Source organism: Sphingosinicella sp., assembly GCF_013911755.1.
GTDB lineage: Bacteria > Pseudomonadota > Alphaproteobacteria > Sphingomonadales > Sphingomonadaceae > Sphingosinicella.
Genome location: NZ_JACESP010000003.1, coordinates 215,177 through 236,739 on the forward strand (window position 1 = coordinate 215,177; position 21,563 = coordinate 236,739).

The window sequence follows — 21,563 nt, forward strand, 5'->3', positions numbered from 1 at the left end:
GTACTCAGACGCATACTGGACAGATGATTCTAAAGGAAGATAGCGCCTAAAAATCAATGACGATACGTCACAGGTTCAATCTGCCGTCGCAGGCGCGGGCTAGCGCGCGACGCTGGGCGCCTCGGCGAGCGTATCGGGAACCAGCTCGACACTTCTCAGCGCACTACGGCCATATTCGTCCTCGGCGGCGTTCTGGATGGCGCCCGACGTTGCGCTGCGCGAAGCGACCTCGATGCCGCGGTCTTTCAGCGCCGCAGCGACAGCAGCGGCGCGGTCCTCCGCGAGTTTATCGCGGGCCTCGCCGCTGTCCGCCTCACCGCTCGCGACGCGGCCGTTGACGAGCACGGTGGTGATGCCCCAGCGCCTGAGCGCCCAGGCGGCATCCACGACGGCCTCGCGCCCCTTCGGTGACAGGGTGGCAGTCCCTTCATCGAACGGAATGAGTGGGAGCTGGCCGACCGGCGGGATCACCATCACCGTCCAGCCTGGGTGACGAACGGCGACGCGTACTTCGAGCGCGCGCCATGCCGGAAGGCGAATGCCCGGCATTGCCTCCGCCGTCATCGAAGCGAAGCGGCGGGCGAGATCGACATTTACGGACGAGGGAGACTGAGCGCCGAGGATCGCCAGTTCAGCGGCGACCTGCTGCGCGTCGGCTTCCGTTGCCTTGCGCAGCGATTCGCCCTGCGCGCGTTTTGCGGCTTCGAGTTCGCGCTGTTCGCGCTCCTTCAGCGTTGCATCGCTGTCGACCAGAACCTGCGCCAGGTTGATCGCCACCGGCTCGTCCAGCCGTGCACGCAGACGCGCGCTGATTTGTTGGTCGGCATCGTAGCGCCGCCGCGGGGTCTGTACCGTCGCGCGCGCGACGATCGGCTCGGCGGAAAAGTCCATCTCGAGTTGGGACACGCGTGCGTCAGGACCGAAATAGGCGCCGATCGCCTCGCGGGTGAGGCGGCTGGCGAGGGCTTCCCATGCGATTTGGTGCAGAGAGAACAGCAGCGGCACCGAGAGCACCGTGAAGATCGCGAGGACGCCGATCGTCTGAATGCGCGTAGACCTGTCGGACATCGCAGTGCCGAACCCGTAAACTTTCGCCATCACCGCTGCGCTCAGCGCGATCGCAAGCAGATTGGTCATGAACAGGCCGAGCGCGCCGAAGAACACGGTGCCGTTCAGGGTCGCGAGGCCGTAGCCGACGACGGCGAGAGGGGGCATGAGGGCGGTGGCGATGGCAACGCCGACGATGGTTTCACCGCGCCCGCGAATCACGGCATAAGCGCCAGCGAGCGCTGAGAAGATCGCAACGAGCAGGTCGAAGAAGTTCGGGCGCGTCCGCGCGAGAATTTCGGGGGTGACGGCTTGCAGTGGGGATAGATAAACCACCACCGCGCAGAAACCGACCGCAGCGGCGACGCCGATGCCGAGCGTTGTCAGCGAGAGCTTCGCTTCGGGCAGATTGAAGCGAGCGAGGCTGAACCCCAGCGCCATGATCGGACCCATCAGCGGCGATATCAGCATTGCGCCGATGACGACCGCTGGCGACGAGAGCAGCAGGCCGAGCACCGCGATGCCCGCCGACATGATGAGCATGAAGCCGAAGCGCGCGGACCAGTGCGCTTCGCCGTCCAGCTTCGAGTTGACCTCTGCGTGATCAACCGAGCGCACTACGGAACGCCGCCAGTAGGCGCGCTGGCGGCGCCACAACGTCGATGCGTAATGGAGTGTTTTATCGAGGCGGGGCTTCAGCCCCTTGCGCGTCGTGCTATCCAAATCCTCTACTCAACAGCCAGGCCGCAACACCGATGACGATGACTGAAACGCCCACCCCCATCCGCGCATAATCCGAGAACCGATAGCCGCCCGGACCCATGACGAGCAAGTTGTTCTGGTGCCCGATCGGCGTCAGAAAATCCGAAGATGCTGCGATCAGCACCATGATGAGGCCCGCATCGGGCGAAAAACCCATGTACTCCGACATCTGGATCGCGAGCGGCCCCATGATGATTGCCGTCGCCACGTTGTTGAGCAGCGCCGAGAGGAGCAGCGTCGCTGCGCCGATCGCCGCGAAGGTGACGAACGCGCTTGAACCGCCAAGCTGAGCGCTCAGCCATTCCGAGAGAATGTTGACCGCCCCGGTCGATTCGAGACTTTGGCCGACTGGGATCATCGCCGCGAGCAGAACCACGACCGGCCAATCGATCGACCGGTACACTTCCGAAGTCGGAATGAGGCGCGTCGCCGCCAATATGGCGGCGGCGGCGAAGAACGCGATGGCGGGGGAAAGATCAAACGCCACGATGCCGACGATGGCGGCGACGAATATGCCGACGATGGCGGCCGCGCGGCTCGGCTCCACCGGCGGCGTATCGAGCCGACCGATTTCGAGCAGGCGCGCGTTAGCGATGAACGCGCCCAGTTGGGTCTCCGGGCCGTGGATGAAAAGCTGGTCGCCAGGCTGGATTTCCATTTCCGAAAGCGGCAGGCGCTCATGCGCGGCGCGCGGCCCCGCCGCGACGACGCGGAGCTGCTGTCCGCTCCGCCATGTCACGGCCTCGTACCGCTGGCCGATGAGAAAGGAACCGTGCGCCACCGCGGCTCGTACCGTTGTCGCATCGGGCGCAGGATTGCGGGTGACGGTCGGATAGGTGCCGGTCGCGTCGGACAGCTCCCACGGATCCTTGCGACTGAGCACGAGCACGCGGCGCCGGTCGCCGCCGATCGCCTGCGAATAGCCGTCGAAGCTCGCAAGGAGTCGGCTCCCTGCCTTGCGAAGCGCTGCCCGGAGTTCGGCATCGTCGGTTTCCACCGGAACATCGAGCTCGAAGATGCGCCACGGGTTAGCGAATGCGCGGACAGGCGCGCGCGCATCGGGCAGCAGCCGCCAGCCGATCACCGCCATGTAAAGCAGCCCCGCCGCCGCCACGCAGCTTGCCACCGGCGTCATCTGGAAGAAGCTGAAAGGCTCCCCGAGCGTGTTTTGCCGGATCGATGACAGGATAAGGTTTGCGGGCGTGCCGATCAGTGTCGTCATGCCGCCGAGGATGGTGGCGAAAGCGAGCGGCATCAGCGCCGCGGACGGGGAGCGCCGCGAATCGATGGCGACCTGCGTGGCGATCGGCATGGTGATGACGAGCGCGGCGATGTTATTCATGAACGCCGACAGCACGGCGCCGACCACCATCACGATGATGAGCCGGATGGCAAAGGGGGCATGGCCCGGTATCACCCGCCGCGTGAAAGCAGCCGCCACGCCGCTAAGTTCGACCGCGCGGCCGACGATGAGCACGGCCGCAACGGCGATAACGGCGGGGTCGGAAAAGCCTTCCAGCGCCGCTTTGGGACTGACGACACCGCACACCAGCGCAGCGAGCAGCGCGATGACCGCGACAAGGTCGTGCCGCACCTTTTCGCTGATGAAGAGCACCAGCGCGAGAGCGAGAATCGTCGAGCTGACGATCGCGGGATCGAGAGGCAGGCTCAGCCTAGTCGAACGCCGGCAGCGCCGGCGACCTCCTGCACATATTGCCACGCGACGCGCCCCGAACGCCCGCCGCGCCCCGTCGCCCATGTGACGGCGGCCAGCGGATCGATGTCGAGCCCATAGGCGCGGCCATAGGCGTCCACCATCGCCAGATAAGTTGTCTGGTCGCAGGCATGGAAGCCCAGTGAGAGCCCGAAGCGGTCCGCAAGCGCAAGGCGATCATCGAGCACGTCGCGGGCGTTGATGCTGTTCGCCAACTCGTTCTCGCGCATTTCGCGCGGCACGATATGGCGTCGGTTTGAGGTGACGTAGAAGCGGCAGTTGTCCGGCCTTGCTTCGATGCCGCCTTCGAGGACAGAGCGCAGGCGGCGATATTGGCGTTCGTCCGTATCGAAGCTGAGATCGTCGCAGAACAGAACGAAAGCGCGGTCCAGCTTCGCGAGGCGGCGGAGCAGCAGCGAAACGTCGGCGATGTCATCGCGCTCGATCTCGACGAGCGCAATGGCCTCGCCCGCCGCTTGCAGGTGCGAGACCGCCGACTTCACGAGGCTGGACTTGCCCATCCCGCGCGAGCCCCACAGCAAAATGTCGTGGGCGGGCAGGCGTTTGGCCAGCCGCTCGGTGTTGCGGAGCAGCGCTTCACGCTGCGCATCGATCCCGACGTAGCGGTCCAGCGGCTGCGCGCTGAGCGTCGCGACCGGCCGCAGCGTGCCATGATCCCAGGCGTAAGCGGGGGCATCGGGCAGCGCCTCGATGGCAGCCGGCGCTGGCGCAAGCCGTTCCAGCGCGTCCGCGATGCGCGCAAAAAGGCTGATTTCAGGAGATTCGGGCGTTTTCATTGCGTCTCGCTCTTGCATTTGTATAGTCGCGCGCCAAATCGCAGCCACACGCTTTCGAAAGCAAGGGTCTCAATGCTCATTTCTCCAGCCTATGCGCAAGCCGCGGGGGCAGCGCCGGGAGGCGGCGCGGCTTTCCTTAACGCGATCATGCCCTTCCTCCTCATCATCCCGATCTTCTACTTCCTGCTGATCCGTCCGCAACAGCGCCGGTTGAAGCAGCACCGCGAGATGATCGCGAACGTGAAGAAGGGCGATACGGTGGTGACAGCCGGCGGCCTGATCGGCAAGGTCGCGAAGGTGACGGACGACGAGGTCGAGGTCGAGCTTGCGCCGTCCACCAAGGTCCGCGTCGTGAAGACGACGTTGTCCGAGGTGCGCACCGCCGGGACCGGCAAACCCGCCAACGACACGGCCGCCTGAAGGTTGACCCCGCGCCATGCTTGAATTTTCCAAGGCGAAGATCTGGTCGATCATCGCCGTGCTCGTTGCGGGCGTGATCTTCGCGATCCCCAATGCCTTTCCCGAAGAGCAGGTTCAGGCCTGGCCGAGCTGGGCGCCCAAGAAGCAGATGAACCTCGGCCTCGACCTTCGGGGCGGGAGCCACATCCTGCTCGAGGCGAATGCCGAGGGTCTTGCGCGCGCCAACATCGACAAGATGGAGGAAGACGCGCTTTCCGAACTGCGCCGCGCCGAGGGCGGGGCGATCGCGGTGGGCGACGTCAGCAACCGGGGCGGGCGGGTGAGCTTCCTCGTGCGCAATGTTGACGATGTAGACCGCGCGGTTGACCTGCTGCGCAACCTTTCCATGCCGATCGGCGTGACGGGGCAGCGCAGCTTCAACGTGGAAGTGGCGGACGGTAACCGCATTGTGCTGACGCAAACTTCGGCGGGGCGCACGCAGGCGCTGGAAGGCGCGATGACGCAGGCGGTGGAAGTGATCCGCCGCCGCATCGACGAACTCGGCACCCGTGAGCCGACGATCATCCGGCAGGGAACCGAGCGCATCGTCGTGCAGGTGCCGGGGCTTCAGGACCCTTCGGCGCTCAAGCAGCTACTTGGCAAGACCGCGCAGCTTGAATTTAAGCTGGTCGATATCGCAGCCGACCCGGCCGACGTCGCCGCGGGCCGCGCGCCTGCGGGCAGCCAGATACTTCAGATGGCGGATACCGGCCAGCCGATCGCGGTGAAGCGCCGCTCGATCATCACCGGCGACCAGCTGATGGACGCGCAGCAGACGCTGCAGCAGGGCCAGTGGGTCGTGAGCTTCCGCTTCGACAGCGCGGGCGGCCGCCGTTTCGCGCGCGTGACGCAGGAGAATGTCGGCAAGCCGTTCGCGATCGTGCTCGACAACCGCGTGATCAGCGCGCCCAACATCAATGAGCCGATTCTCGGCGGATCGGGCGTCATCTCCGGCAGCTTCAACGCGGAAAGCTCGAACGAACTGGCGATCCTGCTGCGTTCGGGCAAACTTCCCGTCGAGCTGAAGGTGGTCGAGGAACGCACGGTCGGCCCCGATCTCGGCGCCGATTCGATTCGCGCCGGCACCATCGCGTCGCTCGTCTCCGTGCTCGCCGTCGGCCTGTTCATGCTCATCACCTACGGGCGGTTCGGCGTCTATGCGAACATCGCGCTCGTGCTGAACGTCATCCTGATCCTTGCGATCATGTCGCTGACGGGCGCGACGATGACGCTGCCGGGCGTGGCTGGCATGGTGCTCACCATCGGTGCCGCGGTCGACGCCAACGTGCTCATCAACGAGCGTATCCGCGAGGAACGCCGCAAGGGCCGGAACGTCAGGGCGGCTGTGGAAACCGGCTTCAAGGAAGCCAGCCGCACGATCTGGGACGCGAACACGATGAACCTGATCGTCGCGGCGGTGATGTTCGCGTTCGGCTCCGGGCCGATCAAGGGCTTCGCCGTGGTTCTGACCATCGGCATCATCACATCGGTGTTCACCGCCGTCACCATCACGCGGCTGTTCATCTCCAATTGGCTGCACCGCAAGCGGCCCACGACCATAACAATCTGATCGGACCCTTCCATGCGGCTCCTGAAACTCGTTCCGGACAACACCAACATCGGCTTCGTGCGGGTGCGCTGGGTGGCGTTCGCCATCACCGTGGTGCTGACGCTCAGCTCGATCGCGCTCCTCGCGACTCGCGGGCTCAACCTCGGCGTCGATTTCGTCGGCGGCCTGATGATGGAGGTGAAGTTCGAGGAATCGGTGAAGCTCGACGAGCTTCGCGACACGGTGGACGGTCTCGGCTTCGGCTCCTCCGCGCTGCAGAACTTCGGCGGACCGGACACGGTGCTCGTGCGCCTGCCGCTGCCGCCGGGCGACGATGCGGCTGTGCAGAAGGTCGTGCAGCAGGTGCAGACCGCGATCAGCGAGAATCACGAGGACGCGACGTTCCGGCGCGTCGAAACGGTGAGCGGCAAGGTTTCCGAAGAGCTAATCCGGGACGGCATCATCGCGATCGTGCTTTCGATGGGAGCGATCGCGCTCTTCACGTGGTTCCGTTTCGAATGGCATTTCGGCGTTTCGACGATCGTCGCGCTCGTCCACGACGTGACGGTGACGCTGGGTTTCTTCGCGCTGACCCAGCTTGAATTCGACCTCAACATCGTCGCGGCGGTGCTCACCATCATCGGCTATTCGCTGAACGACAAGGTCGTCGTCGACGACCGTATCCGCGAAAATCTGAGGAAGTACCGGCAGATGGAGATCGGATCGCTGATCGACCTCTCCGTGAACGAAACGCTTTCGCGAACCGTCGCGACGACGATGGCGCTGATCCTCGCGCTCGGCTCGCTGCTGCTGCTTGGCGGCAACGTGCTGTTCGGCTTCACGGCGGCCATGCTGCTCGGCATCGTGATCGGCACCTATTCGTCGATCTTCGTGTCGTCCTCGCTGCTCATCTCGCTCGGTGTCGGGCCGCACACGTTCGCGCCCGCCGACACCGGAACCGCCGAGAAGGTCGGCAGCCGGTAGGCGGGTGCCGCTGGAACTTCAGACCGGCCCGCGCGGCGTCCATCGTATCGACGCGATTCGGGGCGGCCGGTTTGTCGTGGCCGGGGAACCCCGCGCGGCAAGCATCCTCATCTGGCCGGGCGGCATCGAAGACGCGGGGGACGCGCTCACGATCGAGGCTTTCGCGCCGCTGCTTGCGCTCGATCCCGCGCGGGAGGTTCTGCTCGTCGGCACGGGGGCTACGCTGCGCTGGCCGGATCAGGCCCTGCTCGACACGCTCGCCGCGAAGGGGGCAGGGGTTGACGTCATGACGTCGCAGCTCGCCGCGCGCACCTACAACGTGCTTGCCGGCGAGGGCCGTCTCGTGGGCGCCTTACTGCTGGGCCTCGGCGCTTGACGCGAGCCCCCGCAGGTGCGCGTAGAGCGCATCCGTGTTGGTCTTCCAATCGAAGCGCAGTGCCGACGCGCGCACGGCCTCGGGCGCGGGCGGCGCTTCCAGCGTGGCGCGGATCGCCTCGGCGAAAACCGCGGGCTGTGCATCGTCGATAAGCGTGCCGGCCTCGGGGCGATCGACAACCTCGGCGGCGGCACCGACATTCGCCGTGACGACGGGCGTGCCGCTCGCGAGTGCTTCGACCCACACGTTGGCGAGGCCTTCGCTCGACGACGCATGAACGAACACGTCCGCCGCTGCCATCAGGGCGGGCATGTCGGTGTGGTGTACGCCGCCGAGCAGACGAACGCGTTCCGACAGGCCCCGCTCTGCGATCATCGCTTCGAGTTTCCGTCGTTCGCGGCCTTCGCCGGCGATCAGCAGCGCGGCCTCGGGCAAAAGCTCCGCCGCACCGATGACGAGATCGAAGCGTTTGAGCGCCACGAGGTTGCCGACAGCGAGGAGCAGCGGCCCGGAAACACCGAGAGCGGCCTTGGCAGCCACGCGCTCCACGGGGCGAAAACGATCGAGTTCGATGCCCGTGCGGTGCACGCGAATCTTCGCTTCGGGCATTCCGATCGCGACCATGTCCGCCTTCAGCGATTCGGAGACGGCGAGCAGGCCGTCCGCCGCGTTTGCCGCATCCACCATCAGCTTCCGCGCGGCGGGACGCTGGCCCCAAAGGCGGATATCCGACCCCCGCGCCTTGATGGAGACCGGAATCCCGAACGCGCGGCCGAGCTGCACGGCGGCGGGGCCGTCCGGCCAGAAGAATTCGCAGTCGATCACGTCCGGGCAGAAGCCGTCTGCGATGAGATCGAGGAGCACACGCCGCCCCGCCCGGTACGCGAGCGCGGGGTTGAAACGCCAGCCAACGGCGGGGAGCAGCGGAAAACGCGGCCAGAACACCGGGATGCCGTTATGCTCGCCCCGCCCCGGCACGCGCGTGAGCGCGGCGTAGGGCCCGATCGGCAGGAACATGCCGACGGGCGCCAGAACTTTCAGGTCCACATCGCTGCGCGCGGCGAGGCGCGTTGTCTGCCGCTCGACGAATCCGCCGAAATTCGGCTGCACCGCATTGGGGTACAGCGAGGAGAAGGTGAGGACGTTCAGCACGGCGACATGCTGATAGCGTCAGTATCCCGCGCCTGCCAACCCATCAGCGCTTGGCGCACCGTTCGCGACCGGTTAAGGAGTGCCGCATGACAGCTTCGTCCAGTACCGGCCGCGCGACCGGCCGCGCCCTTCTGCTTCTCGTCGCCGCCGGCCTCGCGCTGTCGGCCTGTGCCGGCAAGAAGGGGCCGAACGTCTCCGACCGCAGCTACATCGCGCGCGACGTGGAGACGCTTTACAACTTCGGCAAGGATACGCTCGACAAGGGGCGCTACAAGCAGGCGGCGCTGATCTTCGACGAAGTGGAGCGGCAGCACCCCTATTCGACATGGGCGCGCCGCGCCCAGCTGATGAGCGGATTTTCCTACTATCTGGCGAGGGATTACCAGCAGGCGATCCTGTCTTCGCAGCGCTTCCTGTCGCTGCACCCCGGCAACAAGGATGCCGCCTACGCCTATTACCTGATCGCGATCAGCTATTACGAGCAGATCGCCAACGTGCAGCGCGACCAGAAGATCACCGATCAGGCGCTCTCCGCGCTCACCGAAGTGACGCGCCGTTTCCCTGATTCGCCCTATGCGGCAGACGCGCGGCTGAAGATGGACCTGGCCCGCGATCACCTCGCCGGCAAGGAAATGGAAATCGGCCGCTTCTATCAGCAGCGCCGTCAGTTCATCGCCGCCGCATCGCGCTTCCGCACGGTCGTCGACAAGTACGACATCACCAGCCACACACCGGAGGCGCTGCACCGCCTCGTGGAGGTCTATCTCGCGCTCGGCCTTCGCGAAGAGGCGCGCAAGACAGCCGCGGCGCTCGGGTACAACTATCCCGGATCGAAGTGGTACGAGCGCAGCTTCGCGCTCGTCGAACGCAACACGACCGGCTGAGGCGGCTGGCGTGCTGGCCGCGCTGGAAATCCGCAACGTCGTCCTTATCGAACAGCTTTCGCTCGATTTCGGCGAAGGTCTCGGCGTGCTGACCGGCGAGACCGGCGCGGGCAAATCCATCCTGCTCGACAGCCTCGGCCTCGCGCTTGGCGCGCGCGGCGACACCGGGCTGGTGCGCGTGGGCGCGGGGCAGGCGCAGGTGACGGCGGTGTTCAGCGTCGACGAAGGCCACGAGGCATTTGCGCTGCTTGGCGATCAGGGCATCGAGACCGAGGGGCGGGAGATCGTGCTGCGCCGCATCGTGCGCAGCGACGGCGGCAGCCGGGCGTTTGTGAACGACCAGTCGGTGAGCGCGCAGCTGCTGCGCGACGTCGGCGGCACGCTCATCGAGATTCACGGGCAGCATGACGAGCGGGGGCTGCTCAATCCCAAGGGGCACCGCGCGCTCCTCGATGCGTTCGCGGGCATCGATACCGGGCCGTGCGGCGAAGCTTACCGAGCGTGGCGGGATGCGGAAGCGGCGCTGGCGGCTGCGCGCGAAACGGTGGAGCGTGACGAACGCGACCGCGAGTTTCTGGAACATGCCGTCGCGGAGCTGCGCGCGCTGAAGCCCGAACCCGGCGAAGAGGAAACGCTCGCCGCGCGGCGCACCGACATGCTGAAGGGGCAGAAGCTTTCCGAAGACCTGGATGCGATCAGCGGCGATCTCGACGGCAGCGACGGCGGCCTCGCACGCCTGCGCACGGCGGCGCGGCGGCTGGACCGCGTGGCGGGCGAGCATCCGCTGCTCGGCGAGATGCTCGCGGCGCTCGACCGGGCGCTTGCCGAGGCGGGGGAGGCGGAGGATCACCTGCGTGCCGCACGTGAGGCGATGTGGTTCGAGCCAAGCGAGCTCGACGACGTCGAAAGCCGCCTGTTCGAGCTGCGCGGCGTGGCGCGCAAGCACCGGGTGGAGCCCGACCGGCTCGCCGATCTTGCCGCCGAGTTCGAAGCGCGCGCGGCGGCGATCGCGGCGGGTGAGGCCGGGCTTGCGGGGCTGGAGCGGAAGGTTGCGGCGGCGCGGGAGGCGTTCATCAAGGCTGCAGATACGCTCGGCATGGCGCGGCGGGCGGCTGCGGAGCGCCTCGACCGCGCGATGGCGGGGGAACTGCCGCCGCTGAAACTGGAAGCCGCGAAGTTTCGCACGGTGGTGGAAACGCTGCCCGAGGCGCAATGGTCGGAGGCCGGAACCGACCGCGCCGAGTTCGAGATTTCGACGAACCCGGGCGCGCCCTTCGGGCCGCTGATGAAGATCGCCAGCGGCGGCGAGCTTTCGCGCTTCATGCTGGCGCTGAAGGTGGCGCTTTCCGAAACGCGCGGGCAGGGCACGCTTATCTTCGACGAGATTGATCGGGGCGTCGGCGGCGCGACCGCGAGCGCAATCGGCGAGCGGCTGGCGCGGCTTGCGAAGGGGGCGCAGGTGCTTGTCGTGACGCACAGCCCGCAGGTGGCGGCGCGCGCGGCGCAGCAGTTTCGCATCGAAAAGGCGTCGGACGGTATGGAGGCGCGCACGGCAGTCATTCGGCTTGATGCGGCGGCGCGGCGAGAGGAGATCGCGCGGATGCTTTCGGGCGCCGAGATTACCGACGAGGCGCGCGCGCAGGCGGAAAGATTGTTGGCGTGAAGCGGATTGAAGAGCTGACCGAGGCTGAAGCGGCGGCCGAACTCGAACGCCTGGCGGCAGAGATCGCCCGGCACCGGCGGGCCTATTACGAGCACGACGATCCCGAAATCAGCGACGCCGAATTCGATGCGCTGGAGACGCGCAATGCGGCGATCGAGGCTGCGTTCCCGCAGCTTGTGCGTGTCGACAGCCCGTCGCGCAGCGTCGGCGCGGCGCCGGCCGGCGCGTTTGCGAAGGTGACGCACGCGAAGCCGATGCTCAGCCTTGAGAACGCGTTCAGCGCCGAGGAGGTCGAGGATTTCGTCGGGCGCATCCGGCGTTATCTGCGGCTCGATGCGGAGGAGCTCGTGGCGCTCACCGCCGAACCCAAGATCGATGGGCTGTCGTGCTCGCTGCGCTACGAGCGCGGCGTGTTCGTGCAGGCGGCGACGCGCGGCGACGGCAGCGTGGGCGAAGACGTCACCGCGAACGTCCGCACCATCGCCGACATCCCGCAGCGCCTGCCGATCGACACGCCCGTGTTCGAGGTGCGCGGCGAGGTCTACATGTCGAAGGCCGATTTCCTCGCGCTGAATGCCGAGCAGGAACGCTCGGGCGGCAAGATCTTCGCGAACCCGCGCAACGCGGCGGCGGGTTCGCTGCGGCAGAAGGATGCGTCGATAACGCAGGCGCGGCCGCTCAAGTTCTTCGCGCACGGCTGGGGTGAGGTGACGGCACTTCCCGCCGACACGCAGATGGCGGTGATGCAGGCGATCGCGGGCTGGGGCATCCCGGTCGATCCGCTGCTCGCGCTGGTGGACGCGGCCGAGGGCGCGCTGGAGCATTACCGGAAGATCGAGCACGCGCGCGCCGAACTCGGCTACGACATCGACGGCGTCGTCTACAAGGTGAACCGGCTCGATTGGCAGGAGCGGCTGGGCTTCGTCGCGCGGGCGCCGCGCTGGGGGCTGGCGCACAAGTTTCCCGCCGAACAGGCCGAAACCACGCTCGAAGCCATCAACATCCAGGTGGGGCGCACGGGCAAGCTGACGCCTGTGGGGCGGCTCGTGCCGGTGGGTGTGGGCGGTGTCATCGTTTCGAACGTCACGCTGCACAATGCCGACGAGATCGAGCGGCTGGGCGCGCGGCCCGGTGACCGGGTGCGTATCCAGCGCGCGGGCGACGTGATCCCGCAGATCGTCGAGAATCTGACACGCGACGTGGAACGCCCGCCGTTCGTGTTTCCCCATGAATGTCCCGAGTGCGGATCGGCGGCGGAGCGGGAGCCGGGCGAGGTCGACTATCGCTGCACGGGCGGGCTGATCTGCCCGGCGCAGCGGGTGGAGCGTTTGCGGCACTTCGTGTCGCGGCGCGCGCTCGATATCGAGGGGCTGGGCGAGAAGAGCATCGTCGAGCTGTTCGCCGAAGGGCTGCTGCAATCGCCGGCGGATATCTTCCGGCTGCACACGCACGCCGATGCGCTGAAAACGCGGGAGGGGTGGGGCGAGCAGTCGGTCGCGAACCTCGTTGCCGCGATCGACGCGCGACGGTCGCCGCCGCTCGACCGGTTCCTGAATGCGCTCGGCATCCGGCACGTCGGCGAGGTGACGGCGCGCGATCTGGCGCGGCGCTATTCAAGCTGGGCGGCGTTTCGCGAGATGATCGACCGGGCGCTTGCTCGTCGCGCGGAGCTTTCGCCTGTCGTTGGGGAGACGGAGGACAAGTTCCTCGCGCGGGAAGCGAAGGAGCTTGCGGCGATCATCGAAACGCCGGGCGTCGGGCCGGAAGTGGCGCTGGCGCTCGTCGATTTCTTCGCGGAGCCGCACAATGCCGAGGCGGTTGCCGACCTGCTGAGCGAGGTTTCCCCCGCCGATGTCGTGTTCGAGACGCGCGAATCGCGTGTCAGCGGCAAGACGGTGGTGTTCACCGGCACGCTCGAGGCCCTGTCGCGCGACGAGGCGAAGGCGCAGGCGCAGGCGCTTGGCGCCAAGGTCGCTGGATCGGTGTCGGCGAAGACCGATCTGGTTGTTGCAGGGCCGGGCGCGGGGTCGAAACTGAAGAAGGCGGCTGATCTTGGCATCGAGGTGATCGACGAGGCGGCCTGGCTGGAGATCGTCCGGCAAAGCTGACACCTGCGGCACGTGCGCGCAGGGCCGACCCAGTCACATAGATGACGTTTTTTTGTGGACATGGTAAAGACAGTCCGTAACCTGCTGGCGTATCGGCAGAACCGGGGGTCTGTTGAACATGAGAGGCTTGGCTGTCGCCGCGACGCATCCTGAGTCAGATGCGCTCGATGTCACGGCGAACGACTTGTACGGCGAGGGCCGCTGGCCCGAGGTTTTCGCGCGTCTGCGACGCGACGATCCCGTTCATTTCTGTCCCACGAGCTTTTACGGGCCGTACTGGTCCGTCACGCGCCATGCCGATATCGCGCATGTCGAGGCGCTGCCGCAGCTGTTCTCGTCGTCGTGGACGCACGGCGGCATCACCATCCTGCACAACGATCCCGACATCCAGCTGCCGATGTTCATCGCGATGGATCGGCCGGAGCACACGGCGATGCGGCGCACGGTGTCGCCCGCGTTCAGCCCGAGCGCGCTCACCGACCATTCCGAGGCGATCCGCGCGCGCACGGCCGCGCTGCTCGACAGCCTGCCAGTGGGCGAGCCGTTCGATTGGGTGGACCGCGTTTCGACCGAACTCACCACGCAGATGCTGGCGACGCTGTTCGATTTTCCATGGGAAGACCGGCGCCTGCTCGCGACCTGGGCGAACTGGGCGGGCGATTTCCGCGCTGCGGTGAGCCCCGCGCTACGTCGCAAGCGCCAGCGGATCCTGCAGCAGATGGTCGATTATTTCGGGCGACTGTGGGCCGAGCGGCGGAACAGCGGTCTCGCGCCCGATCTTTTATCGCGGATGATTCATTCGGACGCGATGTCCAACCTCCGTCCGCAGGAATTCTGCGGCAATCTGATGCTCCTGGTGATCGGCGGGACCGATACGACGCGCAATTCAATGACCGGGCTCGTCGTCGCGCTCGATCAGTTCCCCGAAAACCGGGCGCTGCTCGATGCGGATCGCGGGCTTGTCGTCAACGCCGTGTCGGAGCTGATCCGCTGGCAGACGCCGCTGTCGCACATGCGGCGCACGGCGACCGAAGACACGGAGATCGGCGGCAAGCGCATCCGCAAGGATGACAAGGTCGTGCTGTGGTACAACAGCGCGAACCGCGACGAGGCCGTGTTCACCGATGCCGACCGCTTCGACGTGACGCGTGCAAACGCGCGGCGGCACATGGCGTTCGGGTTCGGCATTCACCGCTGCGTCGGCGCCCGGCTTGCCGAGCTTCAGCTCTACATCCTCCTCGAAGAGATGTTGAACCGCGAGATGCGGGTGAAGCCGCTGCACGCGCCGATGCGGATTCCCTCGCCCTTCGCGAACGGCTACCGCAAGCAGATGGTGACGATCACCCGATCCTAGCGTTTTGGAGCGCGTTACGCCGGGCTCCCTTTCCGTCATTCTCCCCTTTGCGAGGGTGAGGAAGGGAGAGGCTTCACTTATGGCGACCAGAGTGGCGGCGGACACGCGCAATCTCGCCGCGATCGACCCGGCGGATTACCACTACTTCATCGAGCAGACATGGCCCGCGATGTTCGCGCGGCTGCGCGCCGAAGACCCGGTGCATTACTGCACCGAAGGCATGTTCGCGCCTTACTGGTCGGTGACGCGCTACAAGGACATCGTGCATGTCGAGGCGCTGCCGGACATCTACTCCTCCTCGTGGGAATACGGCGGCATCACCGTGCTCGACGCGCTCGACCAGGAACTGAAGTTCCCGATGTTCATCGCGATGGACCGGCCACAGCACACGGCCGAGCGCCGCGTTGTGGCGCCTGCCTTCACGCCGAGCGAGATGCAGCGGCTCGCAGGGCCGATCCGCGCGCGGACGGCGGCACTGCTCGACAGCCTGCCGGTGGGCGAAACCTTCGACTGGGTCGACCGCGTGTCGATCGAACTCACCACGCAGATGCTCGCGATCCTGTTTGATTTTCCGTGGGAAGACCGGCGGCTGCTCACCAAATGGTCGGACTGGGCGGGCGATGTGCAGGCGGCGGTCGATCCAGCGATGCGCGAGGAACGCACGCGCATCCTCTACGAGATGGGCGCCTATTTCCATGGACTGTGGCAGGCGCGCCTGAATGCGCCGCCCGCGCCCGACCTGCTTTCGATGATGATCCATTCCGAAGCGCTTTCGAAGATGGACGAGCAGGAGTTCATCGGGAACCTTGTCCTGCTGATCGTGGGCGGCAACGACACGACGCGCAACTCGATGACCGGACTCGTTCGGGTGATGAACGAATTCCCCGGCGAGTGGGCGAAGCTGAAGGCGGACCGCAGCCTGATCCCGAACGCCGTCTCCGAACTGATCCGCTGGCAGACGCCGCTTGCGCACATGCGGCGCACGGCGAAGGAGGACACCGAGCTTGGCGGCAAGACCATCCGCAAGGGCGACAAGGTGGTGATGTGGTACATCTCCGCCAACCGCGACACGGAGGTTTTCGAAGACCCGGACCGCGTGGATTTTTCCCGCGAGAACGCGCGCCGGCACCTGTCGTTCGGCTACGGAATCCATCGCTGTGTCGGCGCGCGTCTTGCTGAACTGCAACTCGCGATCCTGATCGAGGAAATGCTTGCGCGCGGCATGGACGTGGAAGCAGTTGCACAACCGCTGCGCGTCCCGTCTCCGTTCATCAACGGCTACAAAGAACAGATGGTTCGGATCACCAAGTCTTAACAGGCGTTTAGCACGAGCTATGCATTGGGTGCATGGGCGGTAGAAGATTTCATCGACTACTCAGTGATGTTGCACTGCACCATATGTCTCCCTGTCGCCACTAGGGGCGGCAGCAGGAGGCTTACATGATCTACGCATATGCGAAGGCCGCAACGATGGCGTTCCCGCAGGATGGGCAGACGGTGCAGCCGACCAAGCTTCGTGAAGCGCGCAGCCTCGCCGGACTTTTCAGCGAGCGCGGCCGCGACATGCAGCTGTTCCACGCCTGGCGCCCGTAACCACGGGCCTCAGGCTTTGAGGAGCCGCAAGGTCGGCCACTCGCCGATGACGGTCCTGGAGGCCGGCGTGACGCCGCAATTGCGGTACGCCGCCTCCACCGCTTCGGCCTGACCCGCGAGCAACCCGGCGAGGATTAACGTCCCGCCGGGGGCAAGCGCCGCCGCGATGGACGGCGCCATTTCAATAAGCGGCCCGGCGAGAATATTCGCCACGACAAGATCGAACGGTCCGCGCGCGGCCAGCGCCGCATCTTCCAGACCATCGGCTACGTAGAGCGCGATTTCGCCGGCGGCCTCCCCGATGTTAACCATGTTTACTTCGGTATTCTCGCGCGAAACCTTGATCGCGACGGGATCGATGTCGCTTGCGGTGACCACCGCTTCGGGCCACGCCTTGGCGACCGCGAGCGCAAGGATCGCCGTTCCGGTGCCGAGGTCGAGCGCGTTCCTCGGCACGAAATCGAGCGCATCAAGCGTCAGCAGGCAGCCCGTCGTGGTGGCGTGCTGGCCGGTGCCGAAGGCGAGACCGGCTTCGATCTGAAGCCCGATGCGGCCCTGTGGCAGGCGTTTCGCATCCGCAGCGGTGTGGACGAAGAAACGCCCGGCTTCCACCGGATCGAGCCCCGCCTGGCTCATCGTCACCCAATCCTCGTCGGCCAGCTCGACAAGCGTATGCGCCCCCCCGGCGCTCGGCAGCAGCGCAGAGACCGCCTCGATCAGCGCCTGCGGCGGGTGCTCCTCGGTATAGACATCGAGCTGCCAGTCGTCGGGCTTCGATTCATCAGGCTCGCTCGTCATTACGACGGGCGGCGGGTCGAAGTCGGCGAGTTCGGGCACATCGCCGGTGAAGAGATCGGCTTCGGCACGCTTGCAGGCGAAGGTGAGTTTCCATGTCGTCATACCCGCGGGGAATAGGCCGCGCCGGGGCGGGTGGCAATGTTTCGACGAACGGCTCTTGGCAGCGGTGGCCGTGCTCGTCATGCTGCGCCGATCCTGTTCCCTTCGAGGGCCGATCCATGAAACTCCGCACGCTTCTGCCGCTTCTTCTTATGGGTGTCGCCGCCTGCGATTCTGCGCCGAATGCGCCGCCCAAGGCGGACTGGAAGGCGTTTTCCGACGCCTACATCGAGGCGACGTTCAAGGCCGACCCCTATTTCGCGGTGTATCAGGGCCGCCATGAGTACGACGGCATCCTGCCGGACTGGTCGAAGGCCGGGATCGAGGCGGAGATCGCACGGCTGAAAACGGCGCTTGCCGACGCGGGGGCGCTTGATACTTCGGGCTTCAGCGATGCCGAGCGGTTCGAGCATGATTACCTTGTTGCTGTGACGCGCGGTCGCCTGTTCTGGCTGGATACGGCGCGCTGGCCCTATCGCAATCCGGCATTCTACACCGGCGCGGGGCTTGATCCGAACGTCTATATCACGCGGCCCTATGCGGCGCCGGATGTGCGCCTGAAGGCCTTCGTGAAATATGCGAACGCGCTTCCCAAGGCGGCGGAGCAGATCAAGGCGAACCTCGCCGGACCGATGCCGCGCACGTACATCGATTACGGGCTGGCGGCGTTCAACGGCTACGCCGATTATTTCGCGAAGGACGTGAAGATGGCCTTCGCGGAGGTGAAGGACGAGGCACTCCAGAAGGAACTGGACACGGCGAGCGCCGCGGGCGCGAAGGCGATGCGTGACCTTGCCGCGTTCATGGAAACCAAGCGTGCCGGCCAGACCGAGGACTTCGTGCTGGGGCCGGAGACGTTCGCGGCGATGGTGCGCGAGACCGAGGGCGTCGATATCAGCCTCGATGAACTCGAACGCATCGGCGAGGCGGACCTGAAGCGCAATCAGGCCGCGCTGAAATCGGCGTGCGACAAGCTCGCACCGGGCAAGTCGATCCCCGATTGCATGGCTGTGGTTGCGAACGACAAGCCTGCGGACGGCCCGGTCGCGGAGGCGCGGCGCCAGCTGCCGGATCTGAGGGCATTTCTGGTGAAGGCGGACCTCGTGACCATTCCGGGTACGGAGGAAGCGCTCGTCGAGGAATCGCCCCCGTTCAACCGGCAGAATAGCGCCTATATCGACATTCCGGGGCCGTATGAGAAAGGTCTGCCTTCGGTCTATTACATCTCGCCGCCCGATCCTTCCTGGCCCAAGGACGTGCAGGACGGGTTCGTGCCCGGCAAGCTCGACCTGCTGTTCACCTCGGTGCACGAGGTCTGGCCGGGGCATTTCCTCAATTTCCTGCACGCGAACCGCGCGAAATCGCAGTTCGGCAAGGTGTTCGTCGGCTATGCCTTCGCGGAAGGCTGGGCGCATTATACCGAGGAGATGATGTGGGAAGCGGGGCTGGGGAACGGCGACCCCGCGACGCACGTCGGCCAGCTTTCGAACGCGCTGCTGCGCGATTGCCGCTACCTTTCGGCGATCGGGATGCACGCGCGCGGCATGAGCGTGGAACAGTCCCGCCAGATGTTCCGCGACCAGTGCTATCAGGACGAAGGCAACGCCCGCCAGCAATCGGCACGTGGCACATACGATCCTGCCTATCTCAACTACACGATGGGCAAGCTGCTGATCCTGAAGCTCCGCGAGGACTGGACGGCATCACGCGGAGGTCGCGAGGCATGGAAGGCGTTCCACGACGAATTCCTTGGGTATGGCGGGCCGCCGATTCCGCTGGTGCGCAAGGCGATGATGAAGGAAGTTGAGGCAAAGGCGGTGTTTTGAGGGTTGCGCGTGCCTCGACTTCGCTCGGGATGAGGCACGTTTTTACGTGGCACAAGGCCCTTGATTCGCAGTCGAGGGACGCACAGCAACTACCCCTGCACCTCGACGAAACTGTCGAGCACCCGCTTTTCGCCCGCGTGATCGAACGCGACTTCGAGCTTGTTGCCCTCGATCGCCTTGATCGTGCCGCCGCCAAATTTCTGATGGAAGACGCGCATCCCGACGGAAAGGTCGCGGCGCGGGGCGGCGCCGACAGTGACCGAGACGGGCTTTGCGTCGATCTGCGTCGCGGTGCGCGTGGGGCGACCGTAGGTTTGGGCGCGTTGCCAGCCGGGGCCATGGCCGCGCTGCGTGGCGCGGTGGACGTCGGCGAAGGGGTCGCGCTCGTCGAGCGCGGCGCGCCAGAGCGAGGCGCCGCCGGAGAGCGAGGTTTCAGCCTCGATATGCTCGCGCGGGAGTTCGTTCACGAAACGTGAGGGGATCGACGAGGTCCACTGGCCGTAAACGCGGCGGTTCGCGGCGTGGAGGATCGTCGCCTCCTGCTTGGCGCGCGTGATGCCGACGTAGGCGAGGCGGCGTTCCTCCTCCAGGCTCTTGAGGCCGCCTTCGTCGAGCGAACGCTGCGAGGGGAAGACGCCTTCCTCCCAGCCGACGAGGAAGACGTGGTCGAACTCGAGGCCTTTGGCGCCGTGCAGCGTCATGATCGTGACCTTGGGTTCGTCGCGCGACTCCTCATTGTCCATCACGAGGCTGACGTGTTCGAGAAACGCCTCCATCGATTCGAACTCTTCCATCGCGCGGGTGAGTTCGAGGAGGTTTTCGACGCGGCCCTGCGCCTCCGTCGAGCGGTCGGCCTGCCACATGGCGAGGTAGCCCGATTCCTCGATGATGATGCGGGCAAGCTCCGGGTGGGGCATCTTGTCCGCGTGGTGCCCGCGCCAGCGGCGGAAATCCTCGGAAAGCTGGGCAAGCGCCTTGCGCGCGGCGGGCGGGATTTCGTTCGTGCCGGCGATGTCCGACGCGGCGACCGAAAGCGGCGCGCCGGTGGCGGCGGCGAACTGGTGCAGGCGCTGCAGGCTCTTGTCGCCAAGGCCGCGCTTGGGCGTGTTGACGATGCGCTCGAACGCGAGGTCGTCGGCGGGCTGCACCACAACGCGGAAGTAGGCGAGGGCGTCGCGGATTTCGAGGCGGGCGAAGAAGCGCGGGCCGCCGATGATGCGGAAGGGAATGCCGACGCGCACGAAGCGTTCTTCGAACTCCAGCATCTGATACTGCGCGCGCACGAGGATGGCGATGTGGTCCACGGAGACGCCGCGGCGCTGGAGGCTTTCGATCTCCTCGCCGACGCGGCGGGCCTCCTCCGGGCCGTCCCACACGCCGAGCACGCGTACCTTTTCGCCGCTGTCGGCCTCGGTCCACAGCGTCTTGCCGAGGCGGTCGGCGTTCTGCGCGATGAGGCCACCCGCCGCGCCGAGGATGTGGCCGGTGGAGCGGTAGTTCTGTTCGAGGCGGATCACCTTGGCGCCGGGGAAATCCTGCTCGAAGCGCAGGATGTTGGCGACCTCGGCCCCGCGCCAGGAATAGATCGACTGGTCGTCATCGCCCACGCAGCAGATGTTCTTGTGCTTCTGCGCGAGCAGGCGCAGCCAGAGATACTGCGAGACGTTGGTGTCCTGATACTCGTCGACGAGGATGTAGCGGAAGCGCGTCTGGTACTGCTCCAGCACATCGCGGTGCTTCGCGAAGATGGTGAGCATATGCAGCAGCAGGTCGCCGAAATCGGTGGCGTTCAGCGCGACCAAGCGGGCCTGATAGGCGGCGTAGAGCGCGCCGGCCTTGCCGTCCGCGAACGCCCACACTTCTTCTTTGGGGAGCGATTCGGGCGTCCAGCCGCGGTTCTTCCACTTGTCGATGAGGCCTGCGAACTGGCGCGCGGGCCAACGCTTCTCGTCGAGATCGGCGGCGGTGATGATCTGCTTCAGCAGGCGGATCTGGTCGTCGGTATCGAGAATCGAGAAGTTGGACTTGAGCCCGACCAGCTCGGCGTGGCGGCGGAGCATCTTTGCGGCGACTGCGTGGAAGGTGCCGAGCCAGCCCAGCCCCTCCGACACGTCGCCGATCACGCTATGCATCCGCTCCCGCATCTCGCGCGCCGCCTTGTTGGTGAAGGTGACGGCGAGGATTTCCGAAGGCCACGCGCGCTGCGTGTAGATGATGTGCGCAAGGCGCGCGGTGAGCGCACGCGTTTTCCCGGTGCCCGCGCCTGCGAGCATCAGCACGGGACCTTCCGTCGTCAGCACGGCATCGCGCTGCGGCGCATTCAGGCCGCCGAGATAGGGCGGTTCATCGCGGGTCGAGGTCGGAACGGATACACTCATCATTCGCTGTGATAATCTCT

Annotated in this window: 17 protein-coding genes; 11 read left to right on the forward strand and 6 right to left on the reverse strand. The window is 66.1% G+C overall.

Going from position 1 to position 21,563, the window contains the following annotated elements:
- Positions 1-99: 99 nt before the first annotated feature.
- The 3 genes from H2052_RS04105 to H2052_RS04115 are packed head-to-tail and all read right to left on the reverse strand — an operon-like array spanning position 100 to position 4,320.
- A complete protein-coding gene (locus H2052_RS04105; protein ID WP_293778389.1) occupies positions 100-1,770 on the reverse strand; it encodes a DUF389 domain-containing protein in 1,671 nt (556 codons plus the stop codon).
- Positions 1,763-3,529 (reverse strand): SLC13 family permease, encoded by a 1,767-nt coding sequence (locus tag H2052_RS04110; RefSeq protein WP_293778391.1) that lies wholly within the window; start codon positions 3,527-3,529, stop codon positions 1,763-1,765. Before H2052_RS04110 ends, H2052_RS04105 begins: the two co-directional genes overlap by 8 nt.
- Positions 3,478-4,320 carry an ATP-binding protein gene (locus tag H2052_RS04115; protein ID WP_293778393.1) on the reverse strand — a complete coding sequence of 281 codons (843 nt, stop codon included), beginning with the start codon at positions 4,318-4,320 and terminating at the stop codon, positions 3,478-3,480. The genes H2052_RS04110 and H2052_RS04115 overlap by 52 nt, the downstream gene beginning before the upstream one ends.
- Before the next feature lie 72 nt (positions 4,321-4,392).
- Between H2052_RS04115 and yajC the strand changes: the two genes are divergently transcribed.
- Genes yajC through H2052_RS04135 form a run of 4 tightly spaced genes read left to right on the forward strand, consistent with a single transcriptional unit; the run spans position 4,393 to position 7,688 of the window.
- Positions 4,393-4,740: a preprotein translocase subunit YajC gene (gene yajC / locus H2052_RS04120; RefSeq protein WP_293778395.1), complete on the forward strand. Its 348-nt coding sequence runs from the start codon at positions 4,393-4,395 to the stop codon at positions 4,738-4,740.
- A 16-nt stretch (positions 4,741-4,756) separates the two neighbouring features.
- Complete coding sequence (gene secD / locus H2052_RS04125) at positions 4,757-6,349, forward strand: protein translocase subunit SecD (RefSeq protein ID WP_293778397.1); 1,593 nt, start codon at positions 4,757-4,759, stop codon at positions 6,347-6,349.
- A 12-nt stretch (positions 6,350-6,361) separates the two neighbouring features.
- Positions 6,362-7,312 carry a protein translocase subunit SecF gene (gene secF, locus H2052_RS04130; protein ID WP_293778399.1) on the forward strand — a complete coding sequence of 317 codons (951 nt, stop codon included), beginning with the start codon at positions 6,362-6,364 and terminating at the stop codon, positions 7,310-7,312.
- A 4-nt stretch (positions 7,313-7,316) separates the two neighbouring features.
- Positions 7,317-7,688, forward strand: a complete 372-nt coding sequence (locus tag H2052_RS04135; RefSeq protein ID WP_293778401.1) for an Mth938-like domain-containing protein — start codon at positions 7,317-7,319, stop codon at positions 7,686-7,688.
- Here H2052_RS04135 and H2052_RS04140 read toward each other — a convergent pair.
- Positions 7,665-8,840, reverse strand: a complete 1,176-nt coding sequence (locus tag H2052_RS04140) for a glycosyltransferase (RefSeq protein WP_293778403.1) — start codon at positions 8,838-8,840, stop codon at positions 7,665-7,667. The two genes, H2052_RS04135 and H2052_RS04140, sit on opposite strands and share 24 nt — an antisense overlap.
- 86 nt (positions 8,841-8,926) lie before the next feature.
- Here H2052_RS04140 and H2052_RS04145 point away from each other — a divergent pair, with 86 nt between their 5' ends.
- From H2052_RS04145 to H2052_RS04170, 6 genes are all read left to right on the forward strand, one after another.
- Positions 8,927-9,724 carry an outer membrane protein assembly factor BamD gene (locus tag H2052_RS04145; RefSeq protein ID WP_293778405.1) on the forward strand — a complete coding sequence of 266 codons (798 nt, stop codon included), beginning with the start codon at positions 8,927-8,929 and terminating at the stop codon, positions 9,722-9,724.
- Between the two features lie 10 nt (positions 9,725-9,734).
- Positions 9,735-11,387: a DNA repair protein RecN gene (recN, locus tag H2052_RS04150; protein WP_293778407.1), complete on the forward strand. Its 1,653-nt coding sequence runs from the start codon at positions 9,735-9,737 to the stop codon at positions 11,385-11,387.
- Positions 11,384-13,495 carry an NAD-dependent DNA ligase LigA gene (ligA, locus tag H2052_RS04155; RefSeq protein WP_293778409.1) on the forward strand — a complete coding sequence of 704 codons (2,112 nt, stop codon included), beginning with the start codon at positions 11,384-11,386 and terminating at the stop codon, positions 13,493-13,495. Before recN ends, ligA begins: the two co-directional genes overlap by 4 nt.
- A gap of 118 nt (positions 13,496-13,613) precedes the next feature.
- On the forward strand, positions 13,614-14,849 hold the full coding sequence (locus H2052_RS04160) for a cytochrome P450 (protein WP_293778411.1): 1,236 nt from the start codon (positions 13,614-13,616) through the stop codon (positions 14,847-14,849).
- A gap of 79 nt (positions 14,850-14,928) precedes the next feature.
- Positions 14,929-16,164, forward strand: coding sequence for a cytochrome P450 (locus H2052_RS04165; RefSeq protein WP_293778413.1), 1,236 nt, complete (start codon positions 14,929-14,931; stop codon positions 16,162-16,164).
- Positions 16,165-16,289: 125 nt separating this feature from the next.
- Positions 16,290-16,442 carry a hypothetical protein gene (locus H2052_RS04170; RefSeq protein WP_160119237.1) on the forward strand — a complete coding sequence of 51 codons (153 nt, stop codon included), beginning with the start codon at positions 16,290-16,292 and terminating at the stop codon, positions 16,440-16,442.
- 9 nt (positions 16,443-16,451) lie between these two features.
- Here H2052_RS04170 and H2052_RS04175 read toward each other — a convergent pair whose 3' ends face one another.
- On the reverse strand, positions 16,452-17,423 hold the full coding sequence (locus H2052_RS04175) for a 50S ribosomal protein L11 methyltransferase (RefSeq protein ID WP_293778418.1): 972 nt from the start codon (positions 17,421-17,423) through the stop codon (positions 16,452-16,454).
- A gap of 68 nt (positions 17,424-17,491) precedes the next feature.
- On the opposite strand from H2052_RS04175, the gene H2052_RS04180 reads away from it, so the two are divergent.
- A complete protein-coding gene (locus H2052_RS04180) occupies positions 17,492-19,165 on the forward strand; it encodes a DUF885 domain-containing protein (protein WP_293778464.1) in 1,674 nt (557 codons plus the stop codon).
- Positions 19,166-19,254: 89 nt separating this feature from the next.
- On the opposite strand, the gene H2052_RS04185 is transcribed toward H2052_RS04180, so the two are convergent.
- Positions 19,255-21,543, reverse strand: coding sequence for a UvrD-helicase domain-containing protein (locus H2052_RS04185; RefSeq protein ID WP_293778421.1), 2,289 nt, complete (start codon positions 21,541-21,543; stop codon positions 19,255-19,257).
- Positions 21,544-21,563 lie beyond the last annotated feature (20 nt).

What these genes read in the sequence shown, in the direction of transcription:
- H2052_RS04160 (WP_293778411.1), top strand. Translation starts at nt 13,614, where the DNA reads ATGAGAGGCTTGGCTGTCGCCGCGACGCATCCTGAGTCAGATGCGCTC.
- secF (WP_293778399.1), top strand. Translation starts at nt 6,362, where the DNA reads ATGCGGCTCCTGAAACTCGTTCCGGACAACACCAACATCGGCTTCGTG.
- H2052_RS04175 (WP_293778418.1), bottom strand. Translation starts at nt 17,423, where the DNA reads ATGACGAGCACGGCCACCGCTGCCAAGAGCCGTTCGTCGAAACATTGC.
- H2052_RS04145 (WP_293778405.1), top strand. Translation starts at nt 8,927, where the DNA reads ATGACAGCTTCGTCCAGTACCGGCCGCGCGACCGGCCGCGCCCTTCTG.
- H2052_RS04165 (WP_293778413.1), top strand. Translation starts at nt 14,929, where the DNA reads ATGGCGACCAGAGTGGCGGCGGACACGCGCAATCTCGCCGCGATCGAC.
- secD (WP_293778397.1), top strand. Translation starts at nt 4,757, where the DNA reads ATGCTTGAATTTTCCAAGGCGAAGATCTGGTCGATCATCGCCGTGCTC.
- H2052_RS04170 (WP_160119237.1), top strand. Translation starts at nt 16,290, where the DNA reads ATGATCTACGCATATGCGAAGGCCGCAACGATGGCGTTCCCGCAGGAT.
- yajC (WP_293778395.1), top strand. Translation starts at nt 4,393, where the DNA reads ATGCTCATTTCTCCAGCCTATGCGCAAGCCGCGGGGGCAGCGCCGGGA.
- H2052_RS04185 (WP_293778421.1), bottom strand. Translation starts at nt 21,543, where the DNA reads ATGAGTGTATCCGTTCCGACCTCGACCCGCGATGAACCGCCCTATCTC.
- H2052_RS04115 (WP_293778393.1), bottom strand. Translation starts at nt 4,320, where the DNA reads ATGAAAACGCCCGAATCTCCTGAAATCAGCCTTTTTGCGCGCATCGCG.
- H2052_RS04180 (WP_293778464.1), top strand. Translation starts at nt 17,492, where the DNA reads ATGGGTGTCGCCGCCTGCGATTCTGCGCCGAATGCGCCGCCCAAGGCG.